The following is a 24,139-nucleotide window of genomic DNA, read 5'->3' on the forward strand; positions in this document are numbered from 1 at the left end:
AATTTCTTAAAATATTTTAATTTTTGAAGCCTTCTATATTCCTTCAAAAAATCATAAATTCGCTGTCTTAATTTTTCATTTAAAATACAAATAATTTGGCAGCGAAAGAGAAAGTAGTTAAAGAGACACCCTTGATGAAACAGTACAATGAAATCAAGAGGAAATATCCGGATGCATGTCTGCTTTTCAGAGTAGGCGATTTTTATGAAACATTTGGTGAAGACGCCATCAGGGCATCTAAAATCCTCGGAATAACATTAACGAAAAGGGGTGCTGGTTCTGATACTGAAACTGCTCTGGCGGGTTTTCCGCATCACTCTATCAATACTTATCTGCCTAAATTAGTAAAAGCCGGACTTCGTGTTGCGATCTGTGATCAGCTTGAAGATCCTAAAATGACAAAAACAATCGTTAAACGTGGGGTTACAGAATTGGTAACGCCGGGAGTTTCTTTGAACGATGAGGTTTTACAGTCTAAAACAAATAACTTTCTGGCATCTGTTTATTTTGCCAATAAAAATATCGGGGTTTCATTTTTGGATGTTTCAACAGGCGAGTTTTTAACCGCTCAGGGAAATGCCGAATATATTGATAAATTACTGCAGAATTTTAATCCAAGTGAAGTCCTTGTTCCTAAAACCTGTAAAACCGAATTTAAGGATGCTTTTGGGGATGAATTTCACAGTTTTTATCTGGAAGACTGGATTTATAAGGAAGATTATGCCCTAGAGACACTGACAAAACATTTTCAGACCGTTTCTTTAAAAGGTTTTGGAGTTGAAGAATTAAAAGAAGGGATTATTGCTTCCGGAGCTATATTGTATTATTTGTCTGAAACGCAGCATAATCGCGTACAGCATATCACGGCGATTCAGCGTATTGCTGAAGATGCTTACGTTTGGATGGATCGTTTTACCATCAGAAATTTAGAATTGTATCACAGTTATAATCCAAACGCAGTAACACTTTTGGATGTGATAGACCGTACGCTTTCACCAATGGGTGGCCGACTTTTAAAACGCTGGCTGGCACTTCCGTTAAAAGATGCAAATAAAATAAAAGGGCGTCATGATGTGGTTTCATATTTGAAATCTAATCCTGAAATCCTTCATAATATACAGTATCAGATTAAGCAAATTTCAGATCTGGAACGTTTGATTTCTAAAATCGCTGCCGGAAAAGTTTCACCTCGCGAAATTGTCTATTTAAGAGAATCCCTTGATGCTATTATTCCAATTAAAACTTTGGCACTCGAAAGTCCACAGGAAGCTGTAAAGGTTATTGGGGATAGTCTGCATGCCTGTGATTTGCTGAGGGAGAAAATCAAAGTAACTTTAAATCAGGATGCGCCTGTTGCGATTGCAAAAGGAAATGCAATTGCAAAAGGGATTAGTGAAGAATTAGACGAGCTGCGTGCTATTTCAACTTCAGGAAAAGAATTTTTAGAAGGTATTGAAAGAAGAGAGTCGGAGAGAACCGGAATCTCCTCTTTGAAAATTTCTTTTAATAATGTTTTTGGTTATTATATTGAAGTGCGAAATACGCATAAAGATAAAGTACCTGAAGAGTGGATTCGTAAACAGACTTTGGTAAATGCAGAGCGTTATATTACGGAGGAATTGAAAGAATACGAAACAAAAATTTTAGGTGCTGAAGAAAGAATTCATAAAATTGAAACTGACCTTTTTGAACAATTGGTAGCCTGGATTGCAACTTATATCAAACCTGTTCAAATGAATGCTTTTCTGGTGGCACAATTGGATTGTTTATGTTCTTTTACTCAGCTGGCCGTAGAAAATCATTACGTATGCCCTGAAATTGATGATACGTTCGAATTAGATATCAAAAATGGAAGACATCCAGTTATCGAGAAACAGTTGCCAGTTGGGACTCCTTATATTGCGAATGATGTGTATCTGGACAGGGATGTGCAGCAGGTCATAATGATTACAGGGCCAAATATGTCTGGTAAATCGGCTATTTTGAGGCAAACGGCGCTAATTGTGCTTCTCGCTCAAATGGGGAGCTTTGTGCCTGCAGACAGCGTGAGAATGGGAATTGTAGATAAAATTTTTACCAGGGTTGGGGCTTCAGATAATATTTCAATGGGTGAATCTACTTTTATGGTAGAGATGAATGAAACCGCTTCGATCCTGAATAATATCTCAGACAGAAGTTTGGTTTTATTGGATGAAATCGGGCGCGGAACAAGTACTTATGATGGAATTTCGATTGCCTGGGCTATTGCCGAATTTTTACACGAGCACCCAGGCAGGGCTAAGACATTGTTTGCTACGCATTATCATGAACTAAATGAAATGACAGAATCACTGCCAAGGATTCAGAATTACAATGTTGCAGTGAAAGAATTAAAAGATACGGTTCTTTTTATTCGTAAACTCGTAAAAGGAGGCAGCGCACATAGTTTTGGTATCCATGTTGCAAAAATGGCCGGGATGCCGCAACTGGTTATTTCGAAGGCACAAAAGCTTCTGAAAAAACTGGAGAAAAATCATTCCAGTGATGCGTTAAACGGAATCAAATCTGCAAATGATGAAATGCAGATGAGTTTCTTTAATCTGGATGATCCTTTATTGGAAGAGATAAAAGAAGAGATTATGAGTCTTGATATAAATGCGATTACTCCGGTTGAAGCATTAATGAAGCTGAATGAGATTAAGCGAATGTTAGTTAAGAAATAATTTCAGATTTAAAGTTTAGGTTATCAGAAAGTTATGAAATAAGTGTGATTTTTTTTCGAAAAAGGCTTGTTTAATTGAATAAATGTCCTAAATTTGCACTCGCAATACAGAACAAGTGTTGCTGTTCTTAATAAAATTTGAAACGCGAAAATAGCTCAGTTGGTAGAGCGCGACCTTGCCAAGGTCGAGGTCGCGGGTTCGAGCCCCGTTTTTCGCTCAAAACCATACAATGCTCGGATGGTGTTATGTTTAATTAATTTTTCTAAAAAATTAGCTAAAAAAACATTAAAAAGTATTATTGCTCGGATGGTGAAATTGGTAGACACGCTGGACTTAAAATCCAGTGAACAGCAATGTTCGTGCGGGTTCAAGTCCCGCTCTGAGTACTAAAGCCTCTTCTTTTAGAAGAGGCTTTTTTTATGCTGTAAACTTGCAGGTAATAAATTTACGAGGTAAATTTATGTAAGAGAGTTTTAAAAATCTGAAATCAACAATCTAAATTTTATAAATGGGTGCTTTTGTAATTAGCAGGCGGTTTAATGATGAATATAAATTTGTGTTTACTTCCAGAAAAGGAAAGGTGATATTTACAAGTTTGAGTTATGAATTAAAGTTTGAGTGTGAGGAGGATATTGAGAAGTTTAAACTTAATACTGAGCAGGCTAAGTTTTTAAAATTTAAGGGCTCTGGAGGTAAGTATTTCTTTAAATTGATGCTAGGGGATGTTCATTTTGCAACAAGCCGAAAATACACAACAGAATTGCTGTTGCAGAAAGGGGTAAAGGAGATTGTTTTGTATGCTTCAAAAGCGGAGATTTTAGATTTTTCTTCGAATGAATCTATTTTTGAAGACGAGGTGGTAATGGAGGTTATGGAAGAGGGATAAAAAAAGCGTTTGTCAAACAAACGCTTTTTTTATTTATCAAATATTTTAGAATTTGATCAAAAAAAACCATCTCTTGGATGGTTTTAAAATTTTTAGAACTTAGTTCTAATTATTTTTTTACTTCTTTAGCAGCTTCTTCAACTTTTGCAGCAGCAGAATCAACAGTTGCAGCAGCAGAATCAACAGTTGCAGCAGCAGAATCAACTACAGCAGCAGCAGAATCAACAGCTACAGCTGAAGAATCAGTAGCAGTAGCATCAGCAGCAGCGTCAGCTTTTTTACAAGATACAACAGTTAAAACAGCAACAACAGCTAAACTTAAAAATACTTTTTTCATCTTACTTTATTATAAAAGGTTAATTATTAATTCGAGGCAAAGATATAAATTTTTTAATACGTAAAATATTTTTTTATTTTTTTTTAAAATATTTTCCTTTGTCACTCGATGGTTTTATTTATCAAATAATATGCCACAAGTATTGTTTTTTAATTATTTGTTGAATTTTGTGTAAATTTTGTTTTTTAATGAAGATTATGAAACAATTTCTGTGTTTTGAATATTGGTCATTGCAATTTGTTTGGTATTTACTAATTATTTTTATTGTAGAGGATCATTTGTAATGCTTTTAAACAGCATAATCGAACAGTAAATTTACTTTAAATGTTAGGAGATGGTATTTATAATTGTACTTGTTGCTCCTTTGTTGTTCTGTATGTAAGATCTGCAAATTTTGCCTTTTTCGCTTAGGAAATTTTGATCAGAAAGTAAACGGTCAAAGATTTGTTTTAATTTTTCTTTATCTGAAACAATCATACATCCGCCAAGGTTCACCAATTCAATAGCTTCAGCAAATTTCGAATAATTGGGTCCAATAACAATTGGAATTCCAAATGTTGCCGGTTCTAAGATATTATGAATACCAGGATTTCCAAAACCGCCACCCACATAAGCGATAGTTCCATAGCTGTAAATTTTAGTTAATAAACCAACTGTGTCAATTATGAAAACATTGTAATCAGCTAAATTTTTGTTTTCCTTTTCAGAAAATAAAACGGTTTGTTTTGTAATGGCTTTTTTTAGATTTTCAATTTGTTCTGCTTTTATATTGTGAGGGGCTAAGATAAATTTCACACTTGCAGCAGCCTGGTTGATATATTCAATTAATATTGTCTCATCTTTTGGCCAGGAACTTCCAATAATTATTGTTGGCTGATTTTTTTTGAATGCCTCAATAAATTCAAGTGAATTGTCTCTTTCTAAAATAGCATTTACCCTGTCAAATCGGGTGTCACCTGAAACAATCACGTTTTGAAACCCAATCGCCTCAATTTTTACTTTAGAATTTTCGTTCTGAACGAAAAAGTAAGTAAAAGTTTCCAGCGCTTTTCTGTAAAACCCGCCATACCATTTAAAGAACATTTGATTGTCTCTAAAGATTCCTGAAATCAGATAAGTAGGCGTTTTTAATTTTTTTAGCTCGTTTAAGTAATTAAGCCAGAATTCGTACTTTATAAAGAATGCCAATTCTGGATGAACTAATTTTAAAAACTGTTTTGCGTTGCTCTTCGTGTCCAGAGGAAGGTAGATGGTTATATCAGCGACGTTATTGTTTTTTCGGACTTCATAACCTGAAGGCGAAAAAAAGGTAACAATGATTTTATGTGCCGGATATTTTTCTTTAATTTTTTCAATAACAGGGAGGCCTTGCTCGTATTCACCTAATGAAGCCGAATGAAACCAGATTGTTTTGTCTTCAGGATTTATTTTTTCTTTTAAAAGTGCAAAAACATTTTTTCGGCCATCAATAAATAGTTTCATTTTCGGGCTGAAAAGTGCTATTATTTTAAGAAAAAAACCACTAATTATAATGAGTAAATTGTATAGAAAAAGCATCTGTTTAATTTTGCTGCTAAAATACGTTTCTTTCAACTATTTTCATTGTTTGAAGGTATAAATAACTATTTTTGCGGTTCGTTTTAAAGATTTTGGTGTAAATCCGAATCTTCAGATTTAAATAAGAAGATAAATGAAAAAAATTCAAATGGTTGACTTAAAAAGTCAATACGAAAAGATAAAATCTACTGTTGATGCTTCAATTCAGGAAGTTTTAGATACGAATACTTATATAAATGGCCCTTTGGTTCATCAGTTCCAGAAAAATCTTGAAAATTACTTAGGGGTAAAACATGTTATTCCCTGTGCAAACGGAACGGATGCATTGCAGATTGCTATGATGGGACTGGATTTGAAACCAGGTGACGAAGTTATTACGGCGGATTTTACTTTTGCAGCAACGGTTGAAGTTATTGCTTTGCTGCAGTTGACACCGGTTTTGGTAGATGTTGATTTGCATAATATGAATATCGATATTGACGCTGTTAAAAAAGCCATCACACCAAAAACAAAAGCAATTGTTCCTGTTCATCTATTCGGACGTGCCGCTAATATGGATGCAATTATGGAAATTGCGGCTGAACATAATTTATATGTAATTGAAGATAATGCACAGGCAATTGGTGCTGATTATGTTTCTAAATCAGGTGCAAAAAGTAAAGTAGGGGCTATTGGTCACGTTGCGGCAACATCTTTTTTCCCGTCTAAAAACTTAGGTTGTTACGGAGATGGAGGAGCAATTTTTACCAACGATGATAAATTGGCACATATCATCCGCGGAATTGTAAATCATGGAATGTATGAGCGTTACCACCATGATGTTGTTGGGGTTAATTCGCGTTTGGATAGTATTCAGGCAGGTGTTTTAAATGCAAAACTGCCTCTTTTGGATGAATACAATTCGGCACGACGTTTAGCAGCAAGTAAATATAATGCAGCGTTTGCCGGAAATGAGAAGATTGTTGCACCTGAATTTGATGCAAATGAAAATAATCACGTTTTTCATCAATATGTGTTAAGAATCCTAGATGCAGACCGAAATGCACTGATGCAGTATTTATTGGACAAAGGGATTCCATGCGCAATCTATTATCCGATTCCATTACATTCTCAGAAAGCTTATGCTGATTCACGTTATAAAGAAGAACAATTTCCGGTAACGAATCAATTGGTAAAAGAGGTAATCGCATTACCAATGCACACTGAACTTGATGATGAGCAAATTAAATTTATTACGGATTCTGTTTTAGAATTTCTGGCTAAATAATTTTAATTTTTTAAAATAAATAAAACCCAAATCGCCTTTTTTAGATGATTTGGGTTTTTTGCTTTAATCTACTTTCTTAAATACCAAAAGTTTTCCTGAAGGGCTGGAAAGTGAAAGCCGATTGTTTTTAATCGAATAAGTAGTAGTACTTTGGAGTGCTTTAATAAACTTATCTTCTTTGTTATTTTTTTTCGTACACGCCATTAAAGTTGAAATGATGTTGTTGAATCTAAGCAAGTCTTTTTCAAAAAACAAACTTCCGCTAATTGAGTTACAGCCACTAAATCCAATAAATCTGTTGTCTTCTGCATAAATCTCAAGTCGAGGTAATTCTTTTTGAAAATCTGCTGCAAAAACTTTATTTCCTTTTAACTCTTCTAAAACCCAAATGTCATGTAAGCGATAATCCGTAATGTATTTTCCACATCCTTCTATTTTTTGAAACGTGGTTTCTGTACTATTCTTGATTTCAATAGAAACTTTATAAGGAGAAATTATACCAGACATAGAATTTTGACATTCAATTTGCTGTATAGAAACTATAATATTTGATTCTCCATTGCCGGCTTTGTATGTTTTAATATTAGCGTCCATTGCCCTGATGGATTTAACGGATAAAAAAATAAGCTTTTCTTTTCCTTGTATTAATGAGGTGAATACAATTTTTTCTTTTCCAATTTTTAATTCCCAAAAAGGTTCGTTTCCGGTCGCTCTAAAATAAGTTGTAATCTCTTCTTCTAATGAGTTTGCGTAAGCGGTATCTGAATTTGAATCTTTAAGGGGTATGGATTTACAGCTATATAAGAAACAGAATGCGATAAATATATTGAAGTACTTTTTCATGAGACGTGATTTAGATTCAAAGGTTTTGCCAAACTATGCTAAGGACTAAATATTTATATGGCGGCATATACTCAAATTTAATAAAAATGGTACAGATAAATGATTTATTAAATGCTTATAAGTTGATAAATCTGTTTACTTATATGATGTATGGTAAACTACGTATTTAGAAAAATTCTATTTAATAAAAAAATACGTAAATAAGTATTTTATATAAGTATTTATACTTATATTTGCGTAGTAATACTTAATTAAAGAAATCATGATTAAAGTAATAGTAGTTGGAAACGGGATGGTAGGTTATAAATTCTGTGAAAAATTTATAGCAAAATCGGGACAGGAGAATTATCAGATTACCGTATTTGGAGAAGAGCCGAGGCGTGCTTATGATCGTGTTCACTTAAGTGAATACTTTGGAGGCAAGACGGCTGATGATTTGTCATTGTCGACAAGTGAATGGTACGCAGATAATAATATTACTTTAAACACTTCTGAGTTAGTTACTGATATTAACAGAGAAGAAAAAACAATTCATACGCATTTAGAAAAAACGCATAAGTACGATTACTTAGTCCTTGCGACTGGATCGTCAGCATTTGTTCCTCCAATTGACGGGGTAGAAAAAGAAGGTGTTTTTGTATACCGTACCATTGAGGATCTGGATGCAATTATGTTGTATGCTAAAAAAATAAAACAAAAAGGTGCTACTGAAGCTGCTGTTTTAGGGGGAGGTTTGTTAGGTCTGGAAGCTGCAAAAGCAGTTCGTGATTTAGGACTGAATCCTCATGTTGTGGAATTTGCTCCCCGTTTGATGCCAAGACAATTGGACAAAGGTGCCAGTGATATGCTGCAGTCAAAAATCGAAGAACTAAATATTGGAATCCATCTTAATAAAGCGACTCAGTATATTGATGGAAAAGAATGCATAACGGGAATGATGTTTGCCGATGATGAGTTATTAAAAGTAGATATGTTGGTTATTTCTGCCGGAATCAAACCGCGTGATGAGCTGGCCAGAGTTTCGGGACTTGAAGTTGGTTTGCGCGGCGGAGTTGTTGTAAACAATCAAATGCAAACATCAGATCCTTCTATTTTTGCTATCGGAGAAGTGGCGCTTTATAATCAAAATATTTATGGTCTTGTAGCTCCTGGTTATGAAATGGCCGATGTTGCTGCAGAGCAAATATTAAATGGTTCTGGTTCTAAAACCATGAGAGAAACCATCGATATGTCGACACAATTGAAATTGATTGGTGTTGAAGTGGCGAGTTTTGGTGATCCTTTTATCGAAAATGATGAGGTAACCGCTATTATTTATGAAAATAAATTATCAGGAGTTTATAAAAGAATTAATGTAACTAAAGATTCTAAAACTTTATTGGGCGGAATTTTAGTGGGTGATTCAAGTGATTATAATTCACTTTTCCAGATTTACAACAACGGAATGGCCTTGCCGAAAAATCCTGAAGATTTGATTTTAGGATCAAGAGACGGCTCTGAAAGCTCGGCTGTGGGAGCAATGGATTTGCCTGACACTGCTGTAATTTGTTCTTGTGAAAATGTAACTAAAGGCGCCATTTGCTGTTCTATTCTAGATGAAACCTGTTCCAGTTTTTCAGATGTTGTAAAACTGACCAAAGCAACTTCTGGTTGTGGAGGATGTAAACCAATGGTTTCTGACTTGGTAAAAGCAGCTCAGAAATCTATGGGTAAAGAAGTAAAAGATGTGATCTGCGAACACTTTAACTATACACGTCAGGAGTTGTTTGATTTAGTTAAAATCAATAAATACAATAATTTTTATGATGTAATCGATCATCACGGAAAAGGTGATGGGTGTGAGGTTTGTAAGCCTGTAATTGCTTCTGTTTTCTCAAGTATTTACAACGATACAGCAAATAAACACGTTACGACTCAGGATACAAACGACAGATTTTTGGCGAACATTCAAAGAAACGGAACTTATTCTGTGGTGCCAAGGGTTGCCGGAGGAGAAATTACGGCTGAGAAATTAATCGTAATTGGAGAAGTAGCCAAACAATTTGATTTATACACCAAAATAACAGGGGCTCAGCGTGTCGATTTATTTGGAGCACATTTAGATGATCTTCCTAAAATCTGGAAAGTATTAATCGATAATGGTTTTGAAAGTGGTCACGCTTATGGAAAATCATTAAGAGCTGTAAAAAGTTGTGTTGGAAACGCATGGTGTCGTTACGGAATGGACGATAGTGCCGGTTTTGCAATCGAATTAGAAAACAGATATAAAGGAATTCGTTCTCCGCATAAACTAAAAGGTGGTGTTTCGGCCTGTATACGCGAGTGTGCCGAGGCCCGAGGTAAGGATTTTGGTTTAATTGCTGTAGAAGGAGGCTGGAACCTTTATATTGCCGGAAACGGTGGAGCCAATCCAAAACATGCAGTTTTACTGGCTGAGCAAATTGACAAAGAAACAGTTATTAAATATATGGATCGATTTTTAATGTACTATATCCGTACTGCTGGTCCGCTAATCAGAACATCAACCTGGCTTGAAAAACTGGATGGAGGTTTAGATTATTTAAAAGAAGTAATTATCGAAGACAGTTTAGGTATTTGCGAAACTTTAGAAGCCGAAATGCAGACTTTGGTAAATACATTTGAATGTGAATGGAAACAGGCTATTGAGAATCCAAGATTGCTGAAACGTTTCAGTCACTTCGTGAACTCTGATGAAAAAGACGATAATATCGCTTTCGTTCCTTTAAGAGATCAAAAAATGCCAAAAGCATGGTCATAATTTAATATTTAACGCATAGAAACATAGATTTTATAAACTCAAAAAGACATTTATTATACAAATAGTTATGTATCAGAAACCATTTTCTTTTGAGTTCCTTTTCCAATGATTAAAATCTATGTTTCTGTGTGTTTAAAAAAGTTTAAAAAACAGAATTAACGTTTGCTGTCCTCTTACCCTCTTTTTTACTGCGCCATCAAACTCTCTTGATTGTAAAAAGAGGGATAAGAATACAGATTATAAATACAACCAAAATGGAAGAAATTTTAAACCAATACGAAACAGTGCATCCAAGCGATGCTAAAATATGGTTCAAAGCCGGCAATGTGAGCGATTTTCCAACTAACCGTGGCGGTTGCATCAAATACAAAAACAAACAAATTGCCGTTTTTAATTTTGCACGCCGAAATGAATGGTATGCTTGTCAAAACGCCTGTCCGCATAAAATGGAAATGGTATTGTCAAGAGGGATGACCGGATCTGCTGATGATATTCCTAAAATTGCCTGTCCAATGCATAAAAAAACCTTTTCATTAGTTGATGGTTCCAATCTGAATGGCGATGATTTAAAAATTGCAACCTATCCTGTTAAAATTGTTGAAGACGAAGTATTCGTTGGCTTTTTAGATTAATTATGTATATTTGAAAATATATTTTCAATAAAAAATGAGTACACCTTTTCAGAAAGCAAGTGAGTGGATTGATGCCGAAAATGCTCAGGATCCAAACATAGAAACCGATCAGAATGTTGAATATCCAAAAGAGTTGTTGTACTCAAACAGGATGTATGAAAAACTGATGGAGTTTTGCCCTGAAGCTTCAGAAGAAGTTCAGATTGCATCAAAAGCACAGCACATCTGCCGTTGGAAAGTAGCACGCGAATCCTACCCAATGGATCGTGTAGGGTATTTGAGATGGAGAGAAGACCTGAAAAAATTTCATGCCAAAACTACTGCTGAAATTCTGGAAAGAGCGGGGTATGAGCAATCTTTTATTGATCGTGTGTCCTTTCTAATTGAAAAAAAATTACTTAAAAAAGATGCCGAAACCCAATTGCTGGAAGATGTAATTTGTCTGGTATTCTTAGATTATTACTTAGAGCCGTTTGTTGAAAAGCATGATGATGAAAAACTAAAAAATATCATCAAAAAAACCTGGGATAAAATGTCTGAAAAAGGACATCAGGAAGCCTTAAAAATCAACTACTCCGAAGAGAACTTAAACTTGATAAAAGCATCTTTGGGATTATAATCTGATTTTATGAAATTAGCGGAAGCAAATTCCATTTCCGCTATAACAAATAGAAGCTTCGAATGAAAAAAGGCAATCAGGAAGTAGCGGAAAAAATTACTTTCAAAAATCTACGACGTTTGTATTTTTTTGCACTCTGGACTATTGCTATAACCATTATTTTAAGCCAGCTTTTAATTCAGTACAACTTAAAACAGCAGCTCAGCGATTCTAAAATTATCAATATTTCAGGAAAGCAAAGAATGCTGAGTCAAAGAATTACCAAAGAAGTTTTAATTTTAAATTTTGTTTCGGATACCTCTCCAAAGAAAGAAATTGCACATGTTCGAAATGTTTTAGCACTTTGGAAAACCAATCAGAGTGCATTAGAAAATGGCAGTGACAGCCTTGCTTTTCCGAAAGAAAAAAGTGAAGCCCTGTCTAAGTTATACGCCGAAATAAAACCGAGCTTCAATACTATAGTGGAATCGGTGAATCTGTTTCTTTTAAATCTGGAACAAAAAAAGAACAGCTACGACAATCAAAAACTGGTACAGGAAATTCTAAAAAACGAAGGAATCTTTCTTTCGAAAATGAATGAAATTGTAACCCAATACGATAAAGAAGCACATGAAAAAGTAACAGAACAGCGCAAAACGGAATATTGGATTTTCGGGTTTACATTGCTAGTCCTGATTCTGGAATTCTTTTTTATCTTTAAGCCTACCAATAAAAAAATTGAAAAACTTATAGCTAAACTTTTATCTTCTGAAAAGAAGGCCTTAAAGCTTGCTTATGACACCGAAATCATCAGTGAAATAAAAGAAAATTCGGTAAAAGAGCTGAAATCGCTGAATTATGCGATGGAAAACACCCTTCTTTATTGCCGTATTGCACCCGACGGCTCTATCATTCACGTAGGTGAAAAATTTGCCAAACTTTTAAATTATACCAAATTTTCTTCGAATAAAACTTTTTCACAGATTTTAACGACTGATGAAAAAGAACAGCGTAATATCGACCGTATTATTTTTGAAAAACAAAGAAGTGGCTGGCAGGGCGAAATCAAAATTCACAGCAGGGAAGATCAGACGATCTGGCTTGATTTATCCATGGTTCCGGTAATGATTAAAAAGGATGAGCTGGAACTTTTGATTGTGTGTTTCAATATTACCGAACGTAAAAAAGCACAACGCGAAGTAGAGCGTCTGAATATTGAAAACAGTACCGAAAAAATCAATCAGCAAAAGATTATTTCGAGTAAAATTGTAGAAAATCAGGAAAACGAACAAAATCGTATTGCGAAAGAAATTCATGACGGAATAGGGCAGATGCTGACCGGATTGAAATTTAGCCTGGAGAGTATTAATCTTGATGACAAAGAAAAATCGGCACAGAAAATAGAATACCTGAAAAAATTATCACTTGATATTATCAAAGGTGTCCGTACTGCAACTTTTAATTTAATGCCGCCTGAATTAAGCGATCATGGAATAGTTTCTTCAATTGCAAAATTGACTCAGGAACTATCTAAACTTACAGGAAAGGAAATTTTATTTTATAACAAAACCGATTTTGACCAGCGTTTAGACTCTTTGATTGAAATAAATATTTACCGTCTGACTCAGGAAGCAATTAATAATGCGATAAAATATGCAGAATCAACCCATATTATTGTGCAGCTTTCTCATAGTGAAACATTGTTAAGTATCATTGTTGATGACAACGGAAAAGGTTTTGACAAAACAGCAGTTGATAAAAAGCGAAACAGTGAGTCCGGAATGGGCTTGTTATTTATGAATGAAAGGATTCAATATATCAACGGCCGTGTATTTATAAATTCTATTTTGGGAGAAGGAACGAGAATTACGTTTAATATTCCGATTTCTAAATTAGAAAATTAGATAATTTAGAAATGTGTCAATTATAAAAGTTAAATTTTTATTTTGGCGTGACCACAAGGGTCGGGCTATCCGCTCCAAGTCCTCGCTCTTCCTTCGTCAGGCTGTGGGCTTTCCACTTCTATCCCTCACGCAAACGGTTTCATAAGAACTTTACGATTACAATTCCCTCAATCTTGTCATTTCGAGGAACGAGAAATCTCACGCGGGATTCCGTAAAGTAAATCACCAATCTTTGTAGAGCTTCTAGTGTGATTTCTCCCTTCGGTCGAAATGACAAGCTGTATGGTTACTTTATCTAAAAATTAAATTTCTAATCTAAATTATACCTATCTACCATTTTTTGGTAATAACCTTCATCTGTTAATTTTCCTCCTCCTATTTGATTACCATCGGAATCGTATTCATAAAAAGCCAAAGAGGTTTCTCCCACTGTTAAAGATGTATATATGAGTTGTTCGTTTTGATCATATTCATTATCCCATCCTAAATGACTACCATTTTTATATTCTTTTTCAAATTCTACAGAACCATTAGCATTTCGATCTAATACCAAATATCCTGAAAAAAGGCTTTGATTATACATTACCTTACGATAGCCATCGTCATCCCATTCTGCATATTGTATTTGGTCTTCATCAACTCTATTTTTGTGAGGTTGTTTTAAACTCATAATTTTATAATAATCTAATAAATAATAAAAATAACTATTTTTGTTTATAGAATAACTCAATCTCAAAAAATGAAGATATTACTCCTTGGTTCAGGTGAATTAGGCAAAGAGTTTGTCATTGCAGCACAACGAATCGGACAAACCATAATTGCAGTAGACAGTTACGAAAATGCACCGGCGATGCAGGTTGCTCATGGTTTTGAAGTCATCAATATGCTCGACGGCGAAGCCTTGGACCGAATCGTAGCCAAACATAAACCGGATTTTATTGTTCCCGAAATAGAAGCCATTCGAACCGAACGTTTTTACGATTATGAAAAACAAGGAATTACCGTTGTTCCTTCAGCGAAAGCGGCCAACTTTACCATGAATCGTAAAGCCATTCGTGATTTAGCAGCAAAAGAATTAGGTTTAAAAACTGCAAAATATGAGTATGCTACTTCTGCCGAAGAACTTCAAAAAGCAGTTGGAGAAGTCGGAATTCCTTGTGTGGTAAAACCTTTGATGTCATCTTCCGGAAAAGGACAATCGACAATCAAATCTGAAGAAGATATTTTAAAAGCCTGGGAATATGCTGTTGCAGGTTCCCGTGGTGATGTCATTGAAGTGATTGTAGAAGCTTTTGTAGATTTCAATTCTGAAATTACACTTTTAACCATTACTCAAAATAATAATCCAACGCTGTTTTGTGCTCCAATCGGACACCGACAGGAAAGAGGCGATTATCAGGAAAGCTGGCAGCCGGCTTTGGTTTCAGAAAAAGATTTGTACGAAGCGCAGGATATGGCAGAAAAAATTACCGAAGCGCTTGGTGGCGCCGGACTTTTTGGTGTTGAATTTTTCCTGACTAACGAAGGCGTTTATTTCTCTGAACTTTCTCCGCGTCCGCACGATACCGGAATGGTAACTTTAGCCGGAACGCAGAATTTCAACGAATTCGAATTGCATTTACGGGCAATTTTAAGTCTTCCTATTTTCGAAATTACTTTAGAAAAAGCGGGGGCAAGTGCCGTAATTTTAGCCTCAGAAGATTCTGTAAATCCAACATTTACCGGAATCGAAAAAGTAGCCGCTTTACCTAAAACTGATTTCAGGATTTTTGGGAAACCAAGTTCAAGACCTTACCGAAGAATGGGAGTCGTTTTAAGTCATGATTCGCTTTCGACTCCAATCAATGAAGTAACAGAACGCGCCAAAGAAACGGCGAAATTAATAACTGTAAATTCTTAATTATGAAAAATATTTTATTAGCAACTTTCCTTTTCATTGGAATTGCTGTTCAGGCTCAAAGCAAAAAGAAATTTGATAAACCAACCATAGTAGAAGCTTCCTGCGGAGAATGCCAATTCGCAATGAAAGGTAAAAGCTGTGATTTAGCCGTTCGCATTGACGGGAAAAGCTATTTTGTAGACGGAACAACCATTCATGATCACGGAGATGCTCACGCTGAAAAAGGCTTTTGCAATGCCATCAGCAAAGCTTTAGTTACCGGAGAAATCGTGAACAATAGATTCAAAGCAACTTCATTTAAACTAATAGAGGAAAAAAAATAATGACATTGATTCTTGAAAATATTGACAAACATGTTTCGCTGACTCCGGAAGAACAGGCACTTTTTCTGTCCAAATTAGAAACGAACACTTACAAAGCCAAAACGATTTTATTAAACGCCGGCGAGGTCTGCAAACATTCCTATTTTGTCAATTCGGGAATTTTAAGAAGTTTCAATATAAACGATAATATTGTAGAACACGTTCTTTCTTTCGCCTGTGAAGGGTGGTGGATGAGCGATATGTACAGTTATTTTTCGCAAAAGCCAGGACAGCTTTTTATTGAAGTTCTGGAGGAAGCCGAGGTTGTTTCGTTATCCAAAGAAAATCAGGAACAATTGTATCTTGAAATTCCGAACCTGGAACGTTATTTCAGGATTTTGATTGAAAATTCATTAGTTGCCAATCAGCAAAGATTAATGGATAACTTGAGTTTACCTGCTGAAGAACGCTTCGAGAAATTCTGCGCCAAATACGGCACTCTGGTTCATAAAGTGCCACAAAAACAAATCGCTTCTTTTATTGGTGTGACACCGGAATTTTTTAGTAAAATGAAAGCCAGGCTTTTGAAGAAGTAAGCTTTATATCATTGAATAAAATTGATTTCAGGGATTTTAAATTTCAATGCGGTCAAATATAATTCTCCAATCGTTATTTATTGATTTTTATAAACAAAAAAAGACTTCTTAAATGAAGAAGTCTTTTTTTCAAACAGTTTTTATGTTATTTTTTTATCAGTTTGATGGTTTCAACCTGATTGTTATCATGAGTTATTTTCAATAAATAAATTCCATTAGGAGAGCTATTTAAATTCAAATTGGTATTTCCTGTATTAATATTTTCCGATTTAATGATTTTTCCATTCAGATCATATACTACAATAGCGGCACGTGCATCAGTATTTAAAGAGAATATGCCACTTGACGGGTTAGGATAGACCGCTGTTTTTGATGAAAATTCAAAATGATCGTTATTTAAATTAGTCGAACAGGTATTTCCTGTTGTCACGATACTGGTTGCAGTCCAGTTAGAGGTATTTCCTGTAAGTGTAAAACCATCTAATATTCCCATGTTGGCATTGTTGCTGGCATCTGAGACTGTGGTTACTGTTGAATTGTTCCTATTATCAAGACCTTGGTTAAATTGGTAATACGCCAATAAATTAGTTTGTCCTGGCCCTAGTTCGCAATTCCTGTTATTTTGAATTTCAGTTTGAGTCAAAGCTTTGTTCCAAATACGAACTTCATCCATTTGTCCCTTAAAAATTTCTCCATAGCCATTATATCCTAATATCATTGGTGCCACGCTTGTTGGCAAATTATAATTGGATGGAGTTGGTGTGGTACCAACATTTACTCCATCAACATACAGTGTTACAGAGGTGCCATCAAACACCATCGCTACATGTTGCCATGTGTCTGGTATAACTGTTCCTCCTGTAACTACGTAACTACCAAAACCAATGAAACAATCAAATTCACCATTAACGGTACGTAAATCGAATTGAGTTGAAGATCCGTTACCGTGATTGGAAACAATAGTTTCTACATTTGAATCTCTGGTTGTTTTGATCCATGCCTCAACGGTTAATTTATTGGTATCACTCAATGTTGTAGAAATAGCGGTGTCGCAATTTACTTTGTCATCTATTCCATCAAAATCCAATGCCGATGCATTAAGGTTTACCTGAACAGCCAATCTTGAGCTTTCGCAACCTGAAACCGTCTGAGAAACATAATAAGTGCCGCCCGTTATTGGAGTTGAATTTGCCAAAGGTGTTCCTCCTGTAGGATCTGCATACCATTTTAAGTCGGTTCCTGTTGCTGTAAGATTGGCAACCGTAGCATCTTTATTAAAAGCTTGTGTACTAGTGGCTGTAGGTGCCGGAGTTGTGTTTATCGTCACAACAACCGCTCTTCTTGGACTTTCGCAGCTACCAATAGTTTGCGAAACATAATAGGTTGTTCCTGATGTCAATGCCGTTGTGGCAATCAATTCGTTTACTGATGCCAATGAAGAATACCATTTGATACCGATTCCTGTAGCCGTTAAATCAGCAACTGTAGCTGCCGTACAAAAAACTTGCGGACTTGTAACCGACAATTGTTCCGGACTCATTGTTCCTGTAACAACACCCCCTGGCGAAACCCAGTTTGAATTAGACCCGCTTAAGGCAAATCCGTTTAATGTACCGGTATTATTATTTCCACTAGCATCTGTCAGGGTAGTAATTGCGGTATTATCTGCAGAGTCAATACCCTGGTTGCATTTGTAATAAGCTACCAATCCTACTTGGTCTGCAGAAAGTTCGCTGTTCATATTATTTTGAATTTCACATTCAGGTAACACTCTGTTCCAGATACGTACTTCATCTAATTTTCCTCCAAGTAAATTTCCAGTATCAAATGCACCAAGACGCGCAGCGTTTCCGCCATTAAAAGGAGGTACATTAGTATTGGTTGCTACTAAAACACCATTTTTATACATTTTCATCGTCGTAGTTGCCGCATCATAAGTCAAAGCAACGTGATACCATGTATTGGCTATAATTGGATTTGGATCCTGTACTGCATTCCAGGTACCATTGTGGCCTGCCGATAATCTGTTTCCGTAATCTACAGAGGGATACAGTGCGTGTTGTCCATCCAATCCCCCAGAAATAAGATTATTTTGAAGGCTTAAATTTGACAAATAAAACCACGCTTCTTTGGTATATGTTGCAGGCATAATATCCCCCAATTCTACATAATCATTGGCCCCATCAAAAGATAATGCACTTGCTGAAACCTGTCCTCTCGAAAAATTTGTAGCCAGCACAATGGCAAACAAAAGTATTTGATTTCTTAATAGAGTAATTTTTTTCATAGTTTTTCTTTAAAATGTTAGATTACAAAATTGCGGTAAATACAAACGAATTTATACAAGGGGTAACCCCTGAATTATTTATTTATAATTCAAATACTGGTTCAAATAGATACATTTGTAAAAAAACAAAAGGTTATATGTTTAAAACCAATTATTTATTTCGTGCTTTTCTTGTTGCAATTGTTTTGTTTGTTTTTTCTTGTCAGAAGAATGAAACGAATGAAGTTTTATTTCAAAAAGAAGTACCAGTAAACGAAGATGCCACAAAAGCCTGGTTGCATAAAGTGGAGCATTACAAGAAGGACAAAAATTATTTATCGGTTTTTCACAACTATTACAACGACAAAATAAAAGAAAAAAATATTTGGAAGCAGCCGAAGTTTTAGATTTTGCCTGTGTATATCTTGCAGATTCTTATGACTTTAATGATCAGTTTATGACTAAAGTCAGAGAATTTGACGCCAGATACAGACAAAAAGTCCCTGAATTAAAAACCACTTTTGTGGATGCTTATCTGGCCAATTATTATTTCGACAAGTATAATTTAAAAAAGGCATGTGAGTACTTTAAAAAGATTACTACATTAGAACCTGACGACTATAATAGCTGTTACAATATTGCAAGAGCTTACTACGATTTGTCTTATATTTATTATATTATGGGGAAGCAAAATTTAAGTTTGCTTGCCAATCAGAAATCTTTTGAATATTTCAGCAAAATAGATAATCCAAAAGGTTTGGCTTTTGTCTATTCCAATTATGCTAATATATATACTGCTATTGGTGATAAAAAAAGAGCTATTCAAAATGCGGACAAAGCAATACAAGCTTATAAAAAAATAGACAATACCTATAATGTCTATATCGGTTTGATTAATAAAATTTCGATATACGAGTACTTAAAAGATAAACGCCAAAGACCCTTGATTGACTCTGTTTATCAGGCTTTTATTAGTAGTAAAGATGAAAGTAAAATATTAAAAATAAAAATATTTGACTTTAGGGCAGAAAATCTAATCTATGCCAACAAGTTGCCAGAAGCCAAAAAGATACTTAACGATTTAAAGCCTGTTGTTGAAGAAATAGATTCTGATGATTTAACTCAGGAATACAAATTAACATCTGCATTGTATGAGATAAAAAAGAATCCAAATTATTCCAATTTTGCAGATATAAAAAAAACATTACCCACTTTAATAAGTAATCAGCAATATGAAAAAGTCAATATGCTTTATGGAGTATTACAAAACAGTGCAATTCAAAATAAAGATTATAAAACTGCTTTAGCCTATGAATCACAAAAGAAAATTATTGCAGATAGTATAGGAAGCATAATTACCAGGATAAAAACAGTAGAACTTGAAAAAAAATATCAAACTGAAAAAAAAGCACAGGAATTAAAAATAAAAGAACAGACCATAACCAACAAAAATACAACAATTGCACTTTTATGTGCCAGCTTGATAGGGATATTGCTTATAAACTTTGCATTTAACCTGAAACAAAAACAAAAAAAATTAAAACTCGAAAAAGAAAATACCCAGTTATACACCAAACAACTCCTCGAAAAAACAGAAGAAGAACGCAAACGTATTGCAAGCGACCTGCATGACAGTGTAAGTCATGAATTGTTGAGTTTAAAAAACTCCTTTGAAGAAAAAACAGAAATTACCAATCAAAAAATTGACACCATTATCAATGATATTCGCAGTATCAGCAGAAATTTGCATCCTATAATGTTTGATAAAATAGGGTTAAAAGAAAGCATTAACCAAATGGTAGAACGGGCAGAATCTGTTAATAATTTCATGGTTACAGCCGAGATTGATTATGACAGTGTTTTATCTTCTTCCGATGAATTACAAATTTACCGTATTGTGCAGGAAGCACTTTCCAATATCATAAAATATGCTGATGCAATTGCAGCTAAAATTTCTATCACTGAAAACGAAAACAGTCTTATCATTGAAATTAAAGACAATGGAAAAGGGTTTAATGTAGAAGAAACTTTAAACAGTAAATCTTCCTTTGGTTTGCATAATATTATTGAACGAAGCAGGGCTATTGGCGGACACGCTACTATCACATCAAATACAAACGGTACAATAATTACCATAGAAATAAAGAAAGCGCAATGAGAATATTAATTGCAGATGACCATCCATTTACCCTTTCGGGCACAAAAAGCTTTGTAGAATCTTATGGTTACAGAGTTGAAGATACCTGTTCAAATGGTATTACGGCACTAAATTTAATTAAATTACACTTACCGGATATTGCTATTCTTGACATTAACATGCCAGGGCTAGATGGTCTCGACGTGGCCAAAGCAATACAGGAAAGTAAACTGAGAACTAAAATCATTTTGCTGACCATGCACAAAGAAATGACCATATATAAAAAAGCAAAAGAATACGGGGTTTATGGTTATATTCTAAAAGAGCATGCTCAAACCGAATTAGAAAAATGTATTCAGGAAGTAAAAAAAGGAAATGAATATATCAGTATTTTTTTGAAAGATGATTTAATAAAAGATACTCCTAATGATACTAATGAACTGGCACATCTGACATTATCTGAAAGGAAAATTATTGAACTGATCACGCAGCAAAAAACTACAAAACAAATTGCCGAGTTGTTATTTTTATCTGAAAAAACAGTTGAAGGCCACCGGAGCAAAATAATCGATAAGTTAGGCTTGCCTAAAGAAAAAAATGCATTATTGATTTGGGCCATGCAGAATAGTAAAAAATAGATTTATATAGTCATACTTCTGAAAATTAAATTTCTAATTTAGACCTGATAGCAGCGGCATCCTGTTGTTGCGGGGTTCGCAACAACAGATACAGCGGATAGCAGGACTGAAGGTCTTGTGAAAACTAAAATTACTGCTCCCGAAAATCAGCACAATATAAAACCTTAGAATCTTAGCAACTCAGAATCTCAAAACCTTTCTTAATCTACATTAAGTGCGTTTTGCTTACTACCGCCGTAAATTTGTACTATAAATTAATAAAAACACAAAATCATGGAAAATATAGTATTGCACAAAGCAGAAACAAGAGGAAATGCAAATCACGGATGGTTGAACGCTTATCACAGCTTTAGTTTTGCAAGCTGGTACAATCCGGACAGAATTCAGTTTGGAGCTCTTCGTGTTTTGAACGATGACACGATTGCAGGAGGAATGGGATTTGGAACGCATCCACATGATAATATGGAAATTATTACCATTCCGCTTGAAGGAGATTTAGCTCACAAAGACAGTATGGGAAATACTGAAATCATTAAAAATGGCGATGTTCAGGTAATGAGCGCCGGAACCGGAATTCAGCATAGTGAGTTTAACCCGAATGCAGATCAGCAGACTAAATTGTTGCAAATCTGGCTGTTTCCAAACAAAAGGAATGTAGAGCCGCGTTATCAGCAAATTACTTTGAATGTTGCAGACAGACACAATAAATTGTCTCAGATTTTGTCTCCAAATGCAGATGACGAGGGAGTTTGGATTCATCAGGATGCCTGGTTTAACATGGGTAATTTTGACGCTGGAACTTCAACCGAATATAAAATCAAAAAAGAAGGAAACGGCGTTTATGCTTTCATCCTAAAAGGAAACGTAACCATCAACGGTCAGGAATTAAATACCCGTGATGCTGTTGGGATTTCAGGAACTGACACTTTAAACATAATAGCAAATACAGATGCTGAGTTTTTATTGATGGACATTCCAATGAATTATTAATTCAGTAAGAAAAAAATAATACCTGTACGTTAAAACGATAATTTATCTGTAAATCAGATTGTTATCGTTTTTTTATTTGCTTTCTTGAAAAAACTAAAAAAGAAAGGTTAATTTTATGAATAGACTTAGTTCTGGTTAGCATAATCAAATAAGATTATATTTTCTTTCTTAATCTAGGTTAAGTGCTTTAGACTTACTGTCACCGTACCTTTGTCTTATCAAAATGAAATTAATATTTAAAAAATAAAATTATGGCAACTACAAAATGGTCAATTGACCCAACTCACTCAGAAATTGGTTTTAAAGTTAAACACATGATGTTTACAAATGTTTCAGGAAAATTTGGAACTTACGATGCAACAATCACTACAGAAGGGGATGATTTCGAAAATGCAGTAATTGAATTTTCAGGAGATATCGCTTCTATAGATACTGCCAATGCTGACAGGGATAATCACTTAAAAAGCGGTGATTTTTTTGATGCTGAAAATCATCCAAAACTGACTTTCAAAGCTTCTTCATTCAAAAAAATCAATGATGAAAAGTATGAAATCACTGGAGATTTAAACATCAGAGGTGTAGCAAAAACAGTAACTTTTCCAGTAGAATTCAGCGGAATCCTGACTGATCCATGGGGAAATACTAAAGTTGGTTTGAGTATCGAAGGAAAAATCAACCGTAAAGACTGGGGTCTAAACTGGAACTCTGCTCTTGAAACCGGTGGCGTTTTGGTTGGCGAAGAAGTGAAACTAAACATTGAATTGCAATTTGCTAAACAGGCTTAATTATTATTTATTCTTTTTCATAATCAAAAGAATTTAAATAAGAAACCCTTCCTGAACTTTTGTTTAAGAAGGGTTTCTTTTATTATTTAAAACTAAATTTTAAGCATTCGCCGTAGCAGCTTCTTTATCAATTTTGTTGATTAAACCGGCTAATACTTTTCCAGGCCCAACTTCTGTGAACAAAGTAGCACCGTCAGCAATCATTTGCTGTACAGACTGTGTCCATTTTACAGCAGCAGTTAACTGAATAATTAAGTTCTTTTTGATTTCGTCAGCATCAGAAACAGCATTTGCCGTTACGTTTTGGTACACCGGACAAATTGGAGCTGAAAAAGTAGTCGCTTCAATAGCTGCTGCCAGTTCTTCTCTTGCAGGTTCCATCATTGGCGAGTGAAAAGCACCTCCAACAGGTAAAATCAAAGCACGTTTTGCTCCGGCAGCTTTCATTGCTTCACACGCTTTTTCAACCGCTGAAGTTTCTCCAGAAATTACCAATTGTCCTGGACAGTTGTAATTTGCAGCAACCACAACTCCGTCGATAGAAGCACAAACTTCTTCTACAATATTATCCGCAAGTCCTAAAACTGCTGCCATTGTTGAAGGTGTTATTTCGCAGGCTTTTTGCATTGCCAAAGCACGCTGTGAAACTAATTTCAAACCATCTTCAAAAGATAAAGCTCCGTTAGCAACCAATGCAGAAAATTCTCCTAGAGAGTGTCCAGCCACCATTTCAGGTTTAAAATCATCACCTAAAGTTTTTGCCAGAATAACCGAATGTAAAAAAACAGCCGGCTGTGTTACTTTAGTTTCTTTTAGTTCTTCGGCAGTGCCTTCAAACATGATATCTGTAATTCTGAAACCTAAAATTTCATTTGCTTTTTCGAATAGTTCTTTTGCTAATAGGGATGTTTCATATAAGTCTTTGCCCATTCCTGTAAATTGTGCGCCCTGACCCGGAAATACGTATGCTTTCATTTGTCTAATTTATTTTTTTGTTTTTTTTGAAATTGAAAATTAGTT

The 24,139-nt window shown here is 34.9% G+C and carries 21 protein-coding genes and 2 tRNA genes; 17 read left to right on the forward strand and 6 right to left on the reverse strand.

Annotated elements, in window-relative coordinates; translation table 11 throughout:
* Positions 1-95 precede the first annotated feature (95 nt).
* The 4 genes from mutS to P5P89_RS12710 all read left to right on the forward strand — a co-directional run bounded on the left by mutS (position 96) and on the right by P5P89_RS12710 (position 3,588).
* Positions 96-2,702, forward strand: coding sequence for a DNA mismatch repair protein MutS (gene mutS, locus P5P89_RS12695; protein WP_278008655.1), 2,607 nt, complete (start codon positions 96-98; stop codon positions 2,700-2,702).
* 144 nt (positions 2,703-2,846) lie between these two features.
* Positions 2,847-2,919, forward strand: a tRNA-Gly gene (locus tag P5P89_RS12700).
* Between the two features lie 83 nt (positions 2,920-3,002).
* Positions 3,003-3,088, forward strand: a tRNA-Leu gene (locus P5P89_RS12705).
* A 122-nt stretch (positions 3,089-3,210) separates the two neighbouring features.
* Positions 3,211-3,588 (forward strand): DUF1508 domain-containing protein, encoded by a 378-nt coding sequence (locus tag P5P89_RS12710; RefSeq protein WP_278008657.1) that lies wholly within the window; start codon positions 3,211-3,213, stop codon positions 3,586-3,588.
* 109 nt (positions 3,589-3,697) lie between these two features.
* On the opposite strand, the gene P5P89_RS12715 is transcribed toward P5P89_RS12710, so the two are convergent.
* Together P5P89_RS12715 and P5P89_RS12720 are read right to left on the reverse strand one after the other, a co-directional pair.
* Positions 3,698-3,925, reverse strand: coding sequence for a PG1828 family lipoprotein (locus P5P89_RS12715; protein WP_223683134.1), 228 nt, complete (start codon positions 3,923-3,925; stop codon positions 3,698-3,700).
* 327 nt (positions 3,926-4,252) lie between these two features.
* Positions 4,253-5,482, reverse strand: a complete 1,230-nt coding sequence (locus tag P5P89_RS12720) for a 3-deoxy-D-manno-octulosonic acid transferase (protein WP_278008659.1) — start codon at positions 5,480-5,482, stop codon at positions 4,253-4,255.
* Positions 5,483-5,615: 133 nt separating this feature from the next.
* Here P5P89_RS12720 and P5P89_RS12725 point away from each other — a divergent pair, with 133 nt between their 5' ends.
* Positions 5,616-6,749, forward strand: a complete 1,134-nt coding sequence (locus P5P89_RS12725; RefSeq protein ID WP_278008660.1) for a DegT/DnrJ/EryC1/StrS family aminotransferase — start codon at positions 5,616-5,618, stop codon at positions 6,747-6,749.
* A 63-nt stretch (positions 6,750-6,812) separates the two neighbouring features.
* Here the strand turns inward: P5P89_RS12725 and P5P89_RS12730 are convergent, their stop codons facing one another.
* Entirely contained in the window at positions 6,813-7,592 is a 780-nt protein-coding gene (locus P5P89_RS12730; RefSeq protein ID WP_278008662.1) for an META domain-containing protein, read from the reverse strand.
* Between the two features lie 262 nt (positions 7,593-7,854).
* Here P5P89_RS12730 and nirB point away from each other — a divergent pair, with 262 nt between their 5' ends.
* From nirB to P5P89_RS12750, 4 genes are all read left to right on the forward strand, one after another.
* Entirely contained in the window at positions 7,855-10,371 is a 2,517-nt protein-coding gene (gene nirB, locus P5P89_RS12735; protein ID WP_278008663.1) for a nitrite reductase large subunit NirB, read from the forward strand.
* A gap of 254 nt (positions 10,372-10,625) precedes the next feature.
* Positions 10,626-11,003: a nitrite reductase small subunit NirD gene (gene nirD, locus P5P89_RS12740; RefSeq protein ID WP_269234735.1), complete on the forward strand. Its 378-nt coding sequence runs from the start codon at positions 10,626-10,628 to the stop codon at positions 11,001-11,003.
* A 34-nt stretch (positions 11,004-11,037) separates the two neighbouring features.
* Positions 11,038-11,622 carry a DUF4202 domain-containing protein gene (locus tag P5P89_RS12745; RefSeq protein ID WP_278008666.1) on the forward strand — a complete coding sequence of 195 codons (585 nt, stop codon included), beginning with the start codon at positions 11,038-11,040 and terminating at the stop codon, positions 11,620-11,622.
* 62 nt (positions 11,623-11,684) lie between these two features.
* On the forward strand, positions 11,685-13,505 hold the full coding sequence (locus P5P89_RS12750) for a PAS domain-containing sensor histidine kinase (protein WP_278008668.1): 1,821 nt from the start codon (positions 11,685-11,687) through the stop codon (positions 13,503-13,505).
* 310 nt (positions 13,506-13,815) lie between these two features.
* Here the strand turns inward: P5P89_RS12750 and P5P89_RS12755 are convergent, their stop codons facing one another.
* Entirely contained in the window at positions 13,816-14,175 is a 360-nt protein-coding gene (locus P5P89_RS12755) for a hypothetical protein (RefSeq protein ID WP_278008669.1), read from the reverse strand.
* Positions 14,176-14,244: 69 nt separating this feature from the next.
* Between P5P89_RS12755 and purT the strand changes: the two genes are divergently transcribed.
* From purT to P5P89_RS12770, 3 genes are read left to right on the forward strand one after another with little or no spacing between them, the layout of a single operon-like run.
* Positions 14,245-15,405 carry a formate-dependent phosphoribosylglycinamide formyltransferase gene (gene purT, locus P5P89_RS12760; protein WP_278008670.1) on the forward strand — a complete coding sequence of 387 codons (1,161 nt, stop codon included), beginning with the start codon at positions 14,245-14,247 and terminating at the stop codon, positions 15,403-15,405.
* A 2-nt stretch (positions 15,406-15,407) separates the two neighbouring features.
* Positions 15,408-15,728, forward strand: coding sequence for a DUF6370 family protein (locus P5P89_RS12765; protein ID WP_278008671.1), 321 nt, complete (start codon positions 15,408-15,410; stop codon positions 15,726-15,728).
* Positions 15,728-16,303: a Crp/Fnr family transcriptional regulator gene (locus P5P89_RS12770; RefSeq protein ID WP_278008673.1), complete on the forward strand. Its 576-nt coding sequence runs from the start codon at positions 15,728-15,730 to the stop codon at positions 16,301-16,303. Before P5P89_RS12765 ends, P5P89_RS12770 begins: the two co-directional genes overlap by 1 nt.
* Before the next feature lie 145 nt (positions 16,304-16,448).
* Here P5P89_RS12770 and P5P89_RS12775 read toward each other — a convergent pair whose 3' ends face one another.
* The gene (locus tag P5P89_RS12775; protein ID WP_278008674.1) at positions 16,449-18,590 is read right to left on the reverse strand and encodes a LamG-like jellyroll fold domain-containing protein; all 2,142 of its coding nucleotides are present in this window, start codon (positions 18,588-18,590) and stop codon (positions 16,449-16,451) included.
* 14 nt (positions 18,591-18,604) lie between these two features.
* On the opposite strand from P5P89_RS12775, the gene P5P89_RS12780 reads away from it, so the two are divergent.
* From P5P89_RS12780 to P5P89_RS12800, 5 genes are all read left to right on the forward strand, one after another.
* Positions 18,605-18,976: a hypothetical protein gene (locus tag P5P89_RS12780; protein ID WP_278008676.1), complete on the forward strand. Its 372-nt coding sequence runs from the start codon at positions 18,605-18,607 to the stop codon at positions 18,974-18,976.
* Positions 18,955-20,727 (forward strand): tetratricopeptide repeat-containing sensor histidine kinase, encoded by a 1,773-nt coding sequence (locus tag P5P89_RS12785; RefSeq protein WP_278008677.1) that lies wholly within the window; start codon positions 18,955-18,957, stop codon positions 20,725-20,727. Before P5P89_RS12780 ends, P5P89_RS12785 begins: the two co-directional genes overlap by 22 nt.
* Positions 20,724-21,344, forward strand: a complete 621-nt coding sequence (locus P5P89_RS12790; RefSeq protein ID WP_278008678.1) for a response regulator — start codon at positions 20,724-20,726, stop codon at positions 21,342-21,344. Before P5P89_RS12785 ends, P5P89_RS12790 begins: the two co-directional genes overlap by 4 nt.
* Before the next feature lie 273 nt (positions 21,345-21,617).
* A complete protein-coding gene (locus P5P89_RS12795) occupies positions 21,618-22,334 on the forward strand; it encodes a pirin family protein (protein ID WP_278008679.1) in 717 nt (238 codons plus the stop codon).
* Between the two features lie 251 nt (positions 22,335-22,585).
* Positions 22,586-23,119 carry a YceI family protein gene (locus tag P5P89_RS12800; RefSeq protein WP_278008680.1) on the forward strand — a complete coding sequence of 178 codons (534 nt, stop codon included), beginning with the start codon at positions 22,586-22,588 and terminating at the stop codon, positions 23,117-23,119.
* A gap of 99 nt (positions 23,120-23,218) precedes the next feature.
* Here the strand turns inward: P5P89_RS12800 and fabD are convergent, their stop codons facing one another.
* Positions 23,219-24,094, reverse strand: coding sequence for an ACP S-malonyltransferase (gene fabD / locus P5P89_RS12805; RefSeq protein ID WP_278008681.1), 876 nt, complete (start codon positions 24,092-24,094; stop codon positions 23,219-23,221).
* Positions 24,095-24,139 lie beyond the last annotated feature (45 nt).

It is taken from the genome of Flavobacterium gyeonganense, assembly GCF_029625295.1.
In the GTDB taxonomy this organism is placed as follows: domain Bacteria; phylum Bacteroidota; class Bacteroidia; order Flavobacteriales; family Flavobacteriaceae; genus Flavobacterium; species Flavobacterium gyeonganense.

Excerpts from the sequence above, each read along its gene's own strand:
- P5P89_RS12765 (WP_278008671.1), top strand. The coding sequence starts at position 15,408 with ATGAAAAATATTTTATTAGCAACTTTCCTTTTCATTGGAATTGCTGTT.
- P5P89_RS12775 (WP_278008674.1), bottom strand. The coding sequence starts at position 18,590 with ATGAAAAAAATTACTCTATTAAGAAATCAAATACTTTTGTTTGCCATT.
- P5P89_RS12780 (WP_278008676.1), top strand. The coding sequence starts at position 18,605 with ATGTTAGATTACAAAATTGCGGTAAATACAAACGAATTTATACAAGGG.
- P5P89_RS12790 (WP_278008678.1), top strand. The coding sequence starts at position 20,724 with ATGAGAATATTAATTGCAGATGACCATCCATTTACCCTTTCGGGCACA.
- P5P89_RS12720 (WP_278008659.1), bottom strand. The coding sequence starts at position 5,482 with ATGCTTTTTCTATACAATTTACTCATTATAATTAGTGGTTTTTTTCTT.
- P5P89_RS12755 (WP_278008669.1), bottom strand. The coding sequence starts at position 14,175 with ATGAGTTTAAAACAACCTCACAAAAATAGAGTTGATGAAGACCAAATA.
- P5P89_RS12745 (WP_278008666.1), top strand. The coding sequence starts at position 11,038 with ATGAGTACACCTTTTCAGAAAGCAAGTGAGTGGATTGATGCCGAAAAT.
- P5P89_RS12750 (WP_278008668.1), top strand. The coding sequence starts at position 11,685 with ATGAAAAAAGGCAATCAGGAAGTAGCGGAAAAAATTACTTTCAAAAAT.
- P5P89_RS12800 (WP_278008680.1), top strand. The coding sequence starts at position 22,586 with ATGGCAACTACAAAATGGTCAATTGACCCAACTCACTCAGAAATTGGT.
- P5P89_RS12725 (WP_278008660.1), top strand. The coding sequence starts at position 5,616 with ATGAAAAAAATTCAAATGGTTGACTTAAAAAGTCAATACGAAAAGATA.
- nirD (WP_269234735.1), top strand. The coding sequence starts at position 10,626 with ATGGAAGAAATTTTAAACCAATACGAAACAGTGCATCCAAGCGATGCT.
- P5P89_RS12710 (WP_278008657.1), top strand. The coding sequence starts at position 3,211 with ATGGGTGCTTTTGTAATTAGCAGGCGGTTTAATGATGAATATAAATTT.
- nirB (WP_278008663.1), top strand. The coding sequence starts at position 7,855 with ATGATTAAAGTAATAGTAGTTGGAAACGGGATGGTAGGTTATAAATTC.
- purT (WP_278008670.1), top strand. The coding sequence starts at position 14,245 with ATGAAGATATTACTCCTTGGTTCAGGTGAATTAGGCAAAGAGTTTGTC.
- P5P89_RS12730 (WP_278008662.1), bottom strand. The coding sequence starts at position 7,592 with ATGAAAAAGTACTTCAATATATTTATCGCATTCTGTTTCTTATATAGC.
- P5P89_RS12795 (WP_278008679.1), top strand. The coding sequence starts at position 21,618 with ATGGAAAATATAGTATTGCACAAAGCAGAAACAAGAGGAAATGCAAAT.
- fabD (WP_278008681.1), bottom strand. The coding sequence starts at position 24,094 with ATGAAAGCATACGTATTTCCGGGTCAGGGCGCACAATTTACAGGAATG.
- P5P89_RS12715 (WP_223683134.1), bottom strand. The coding sequence starts at position 3,925 with ATGAAAAAAGTATTTTTAAGTTTAGCTGTTGTTGCTGTTTTAACTGTT.
- P5P89_RS12770 (WP_278008673.1), top strand. The coding sequence starts at position 15,728 with ATGACATTGATTCTTGAAAATATTGACAAACATGTTTCGCTGACTCCG.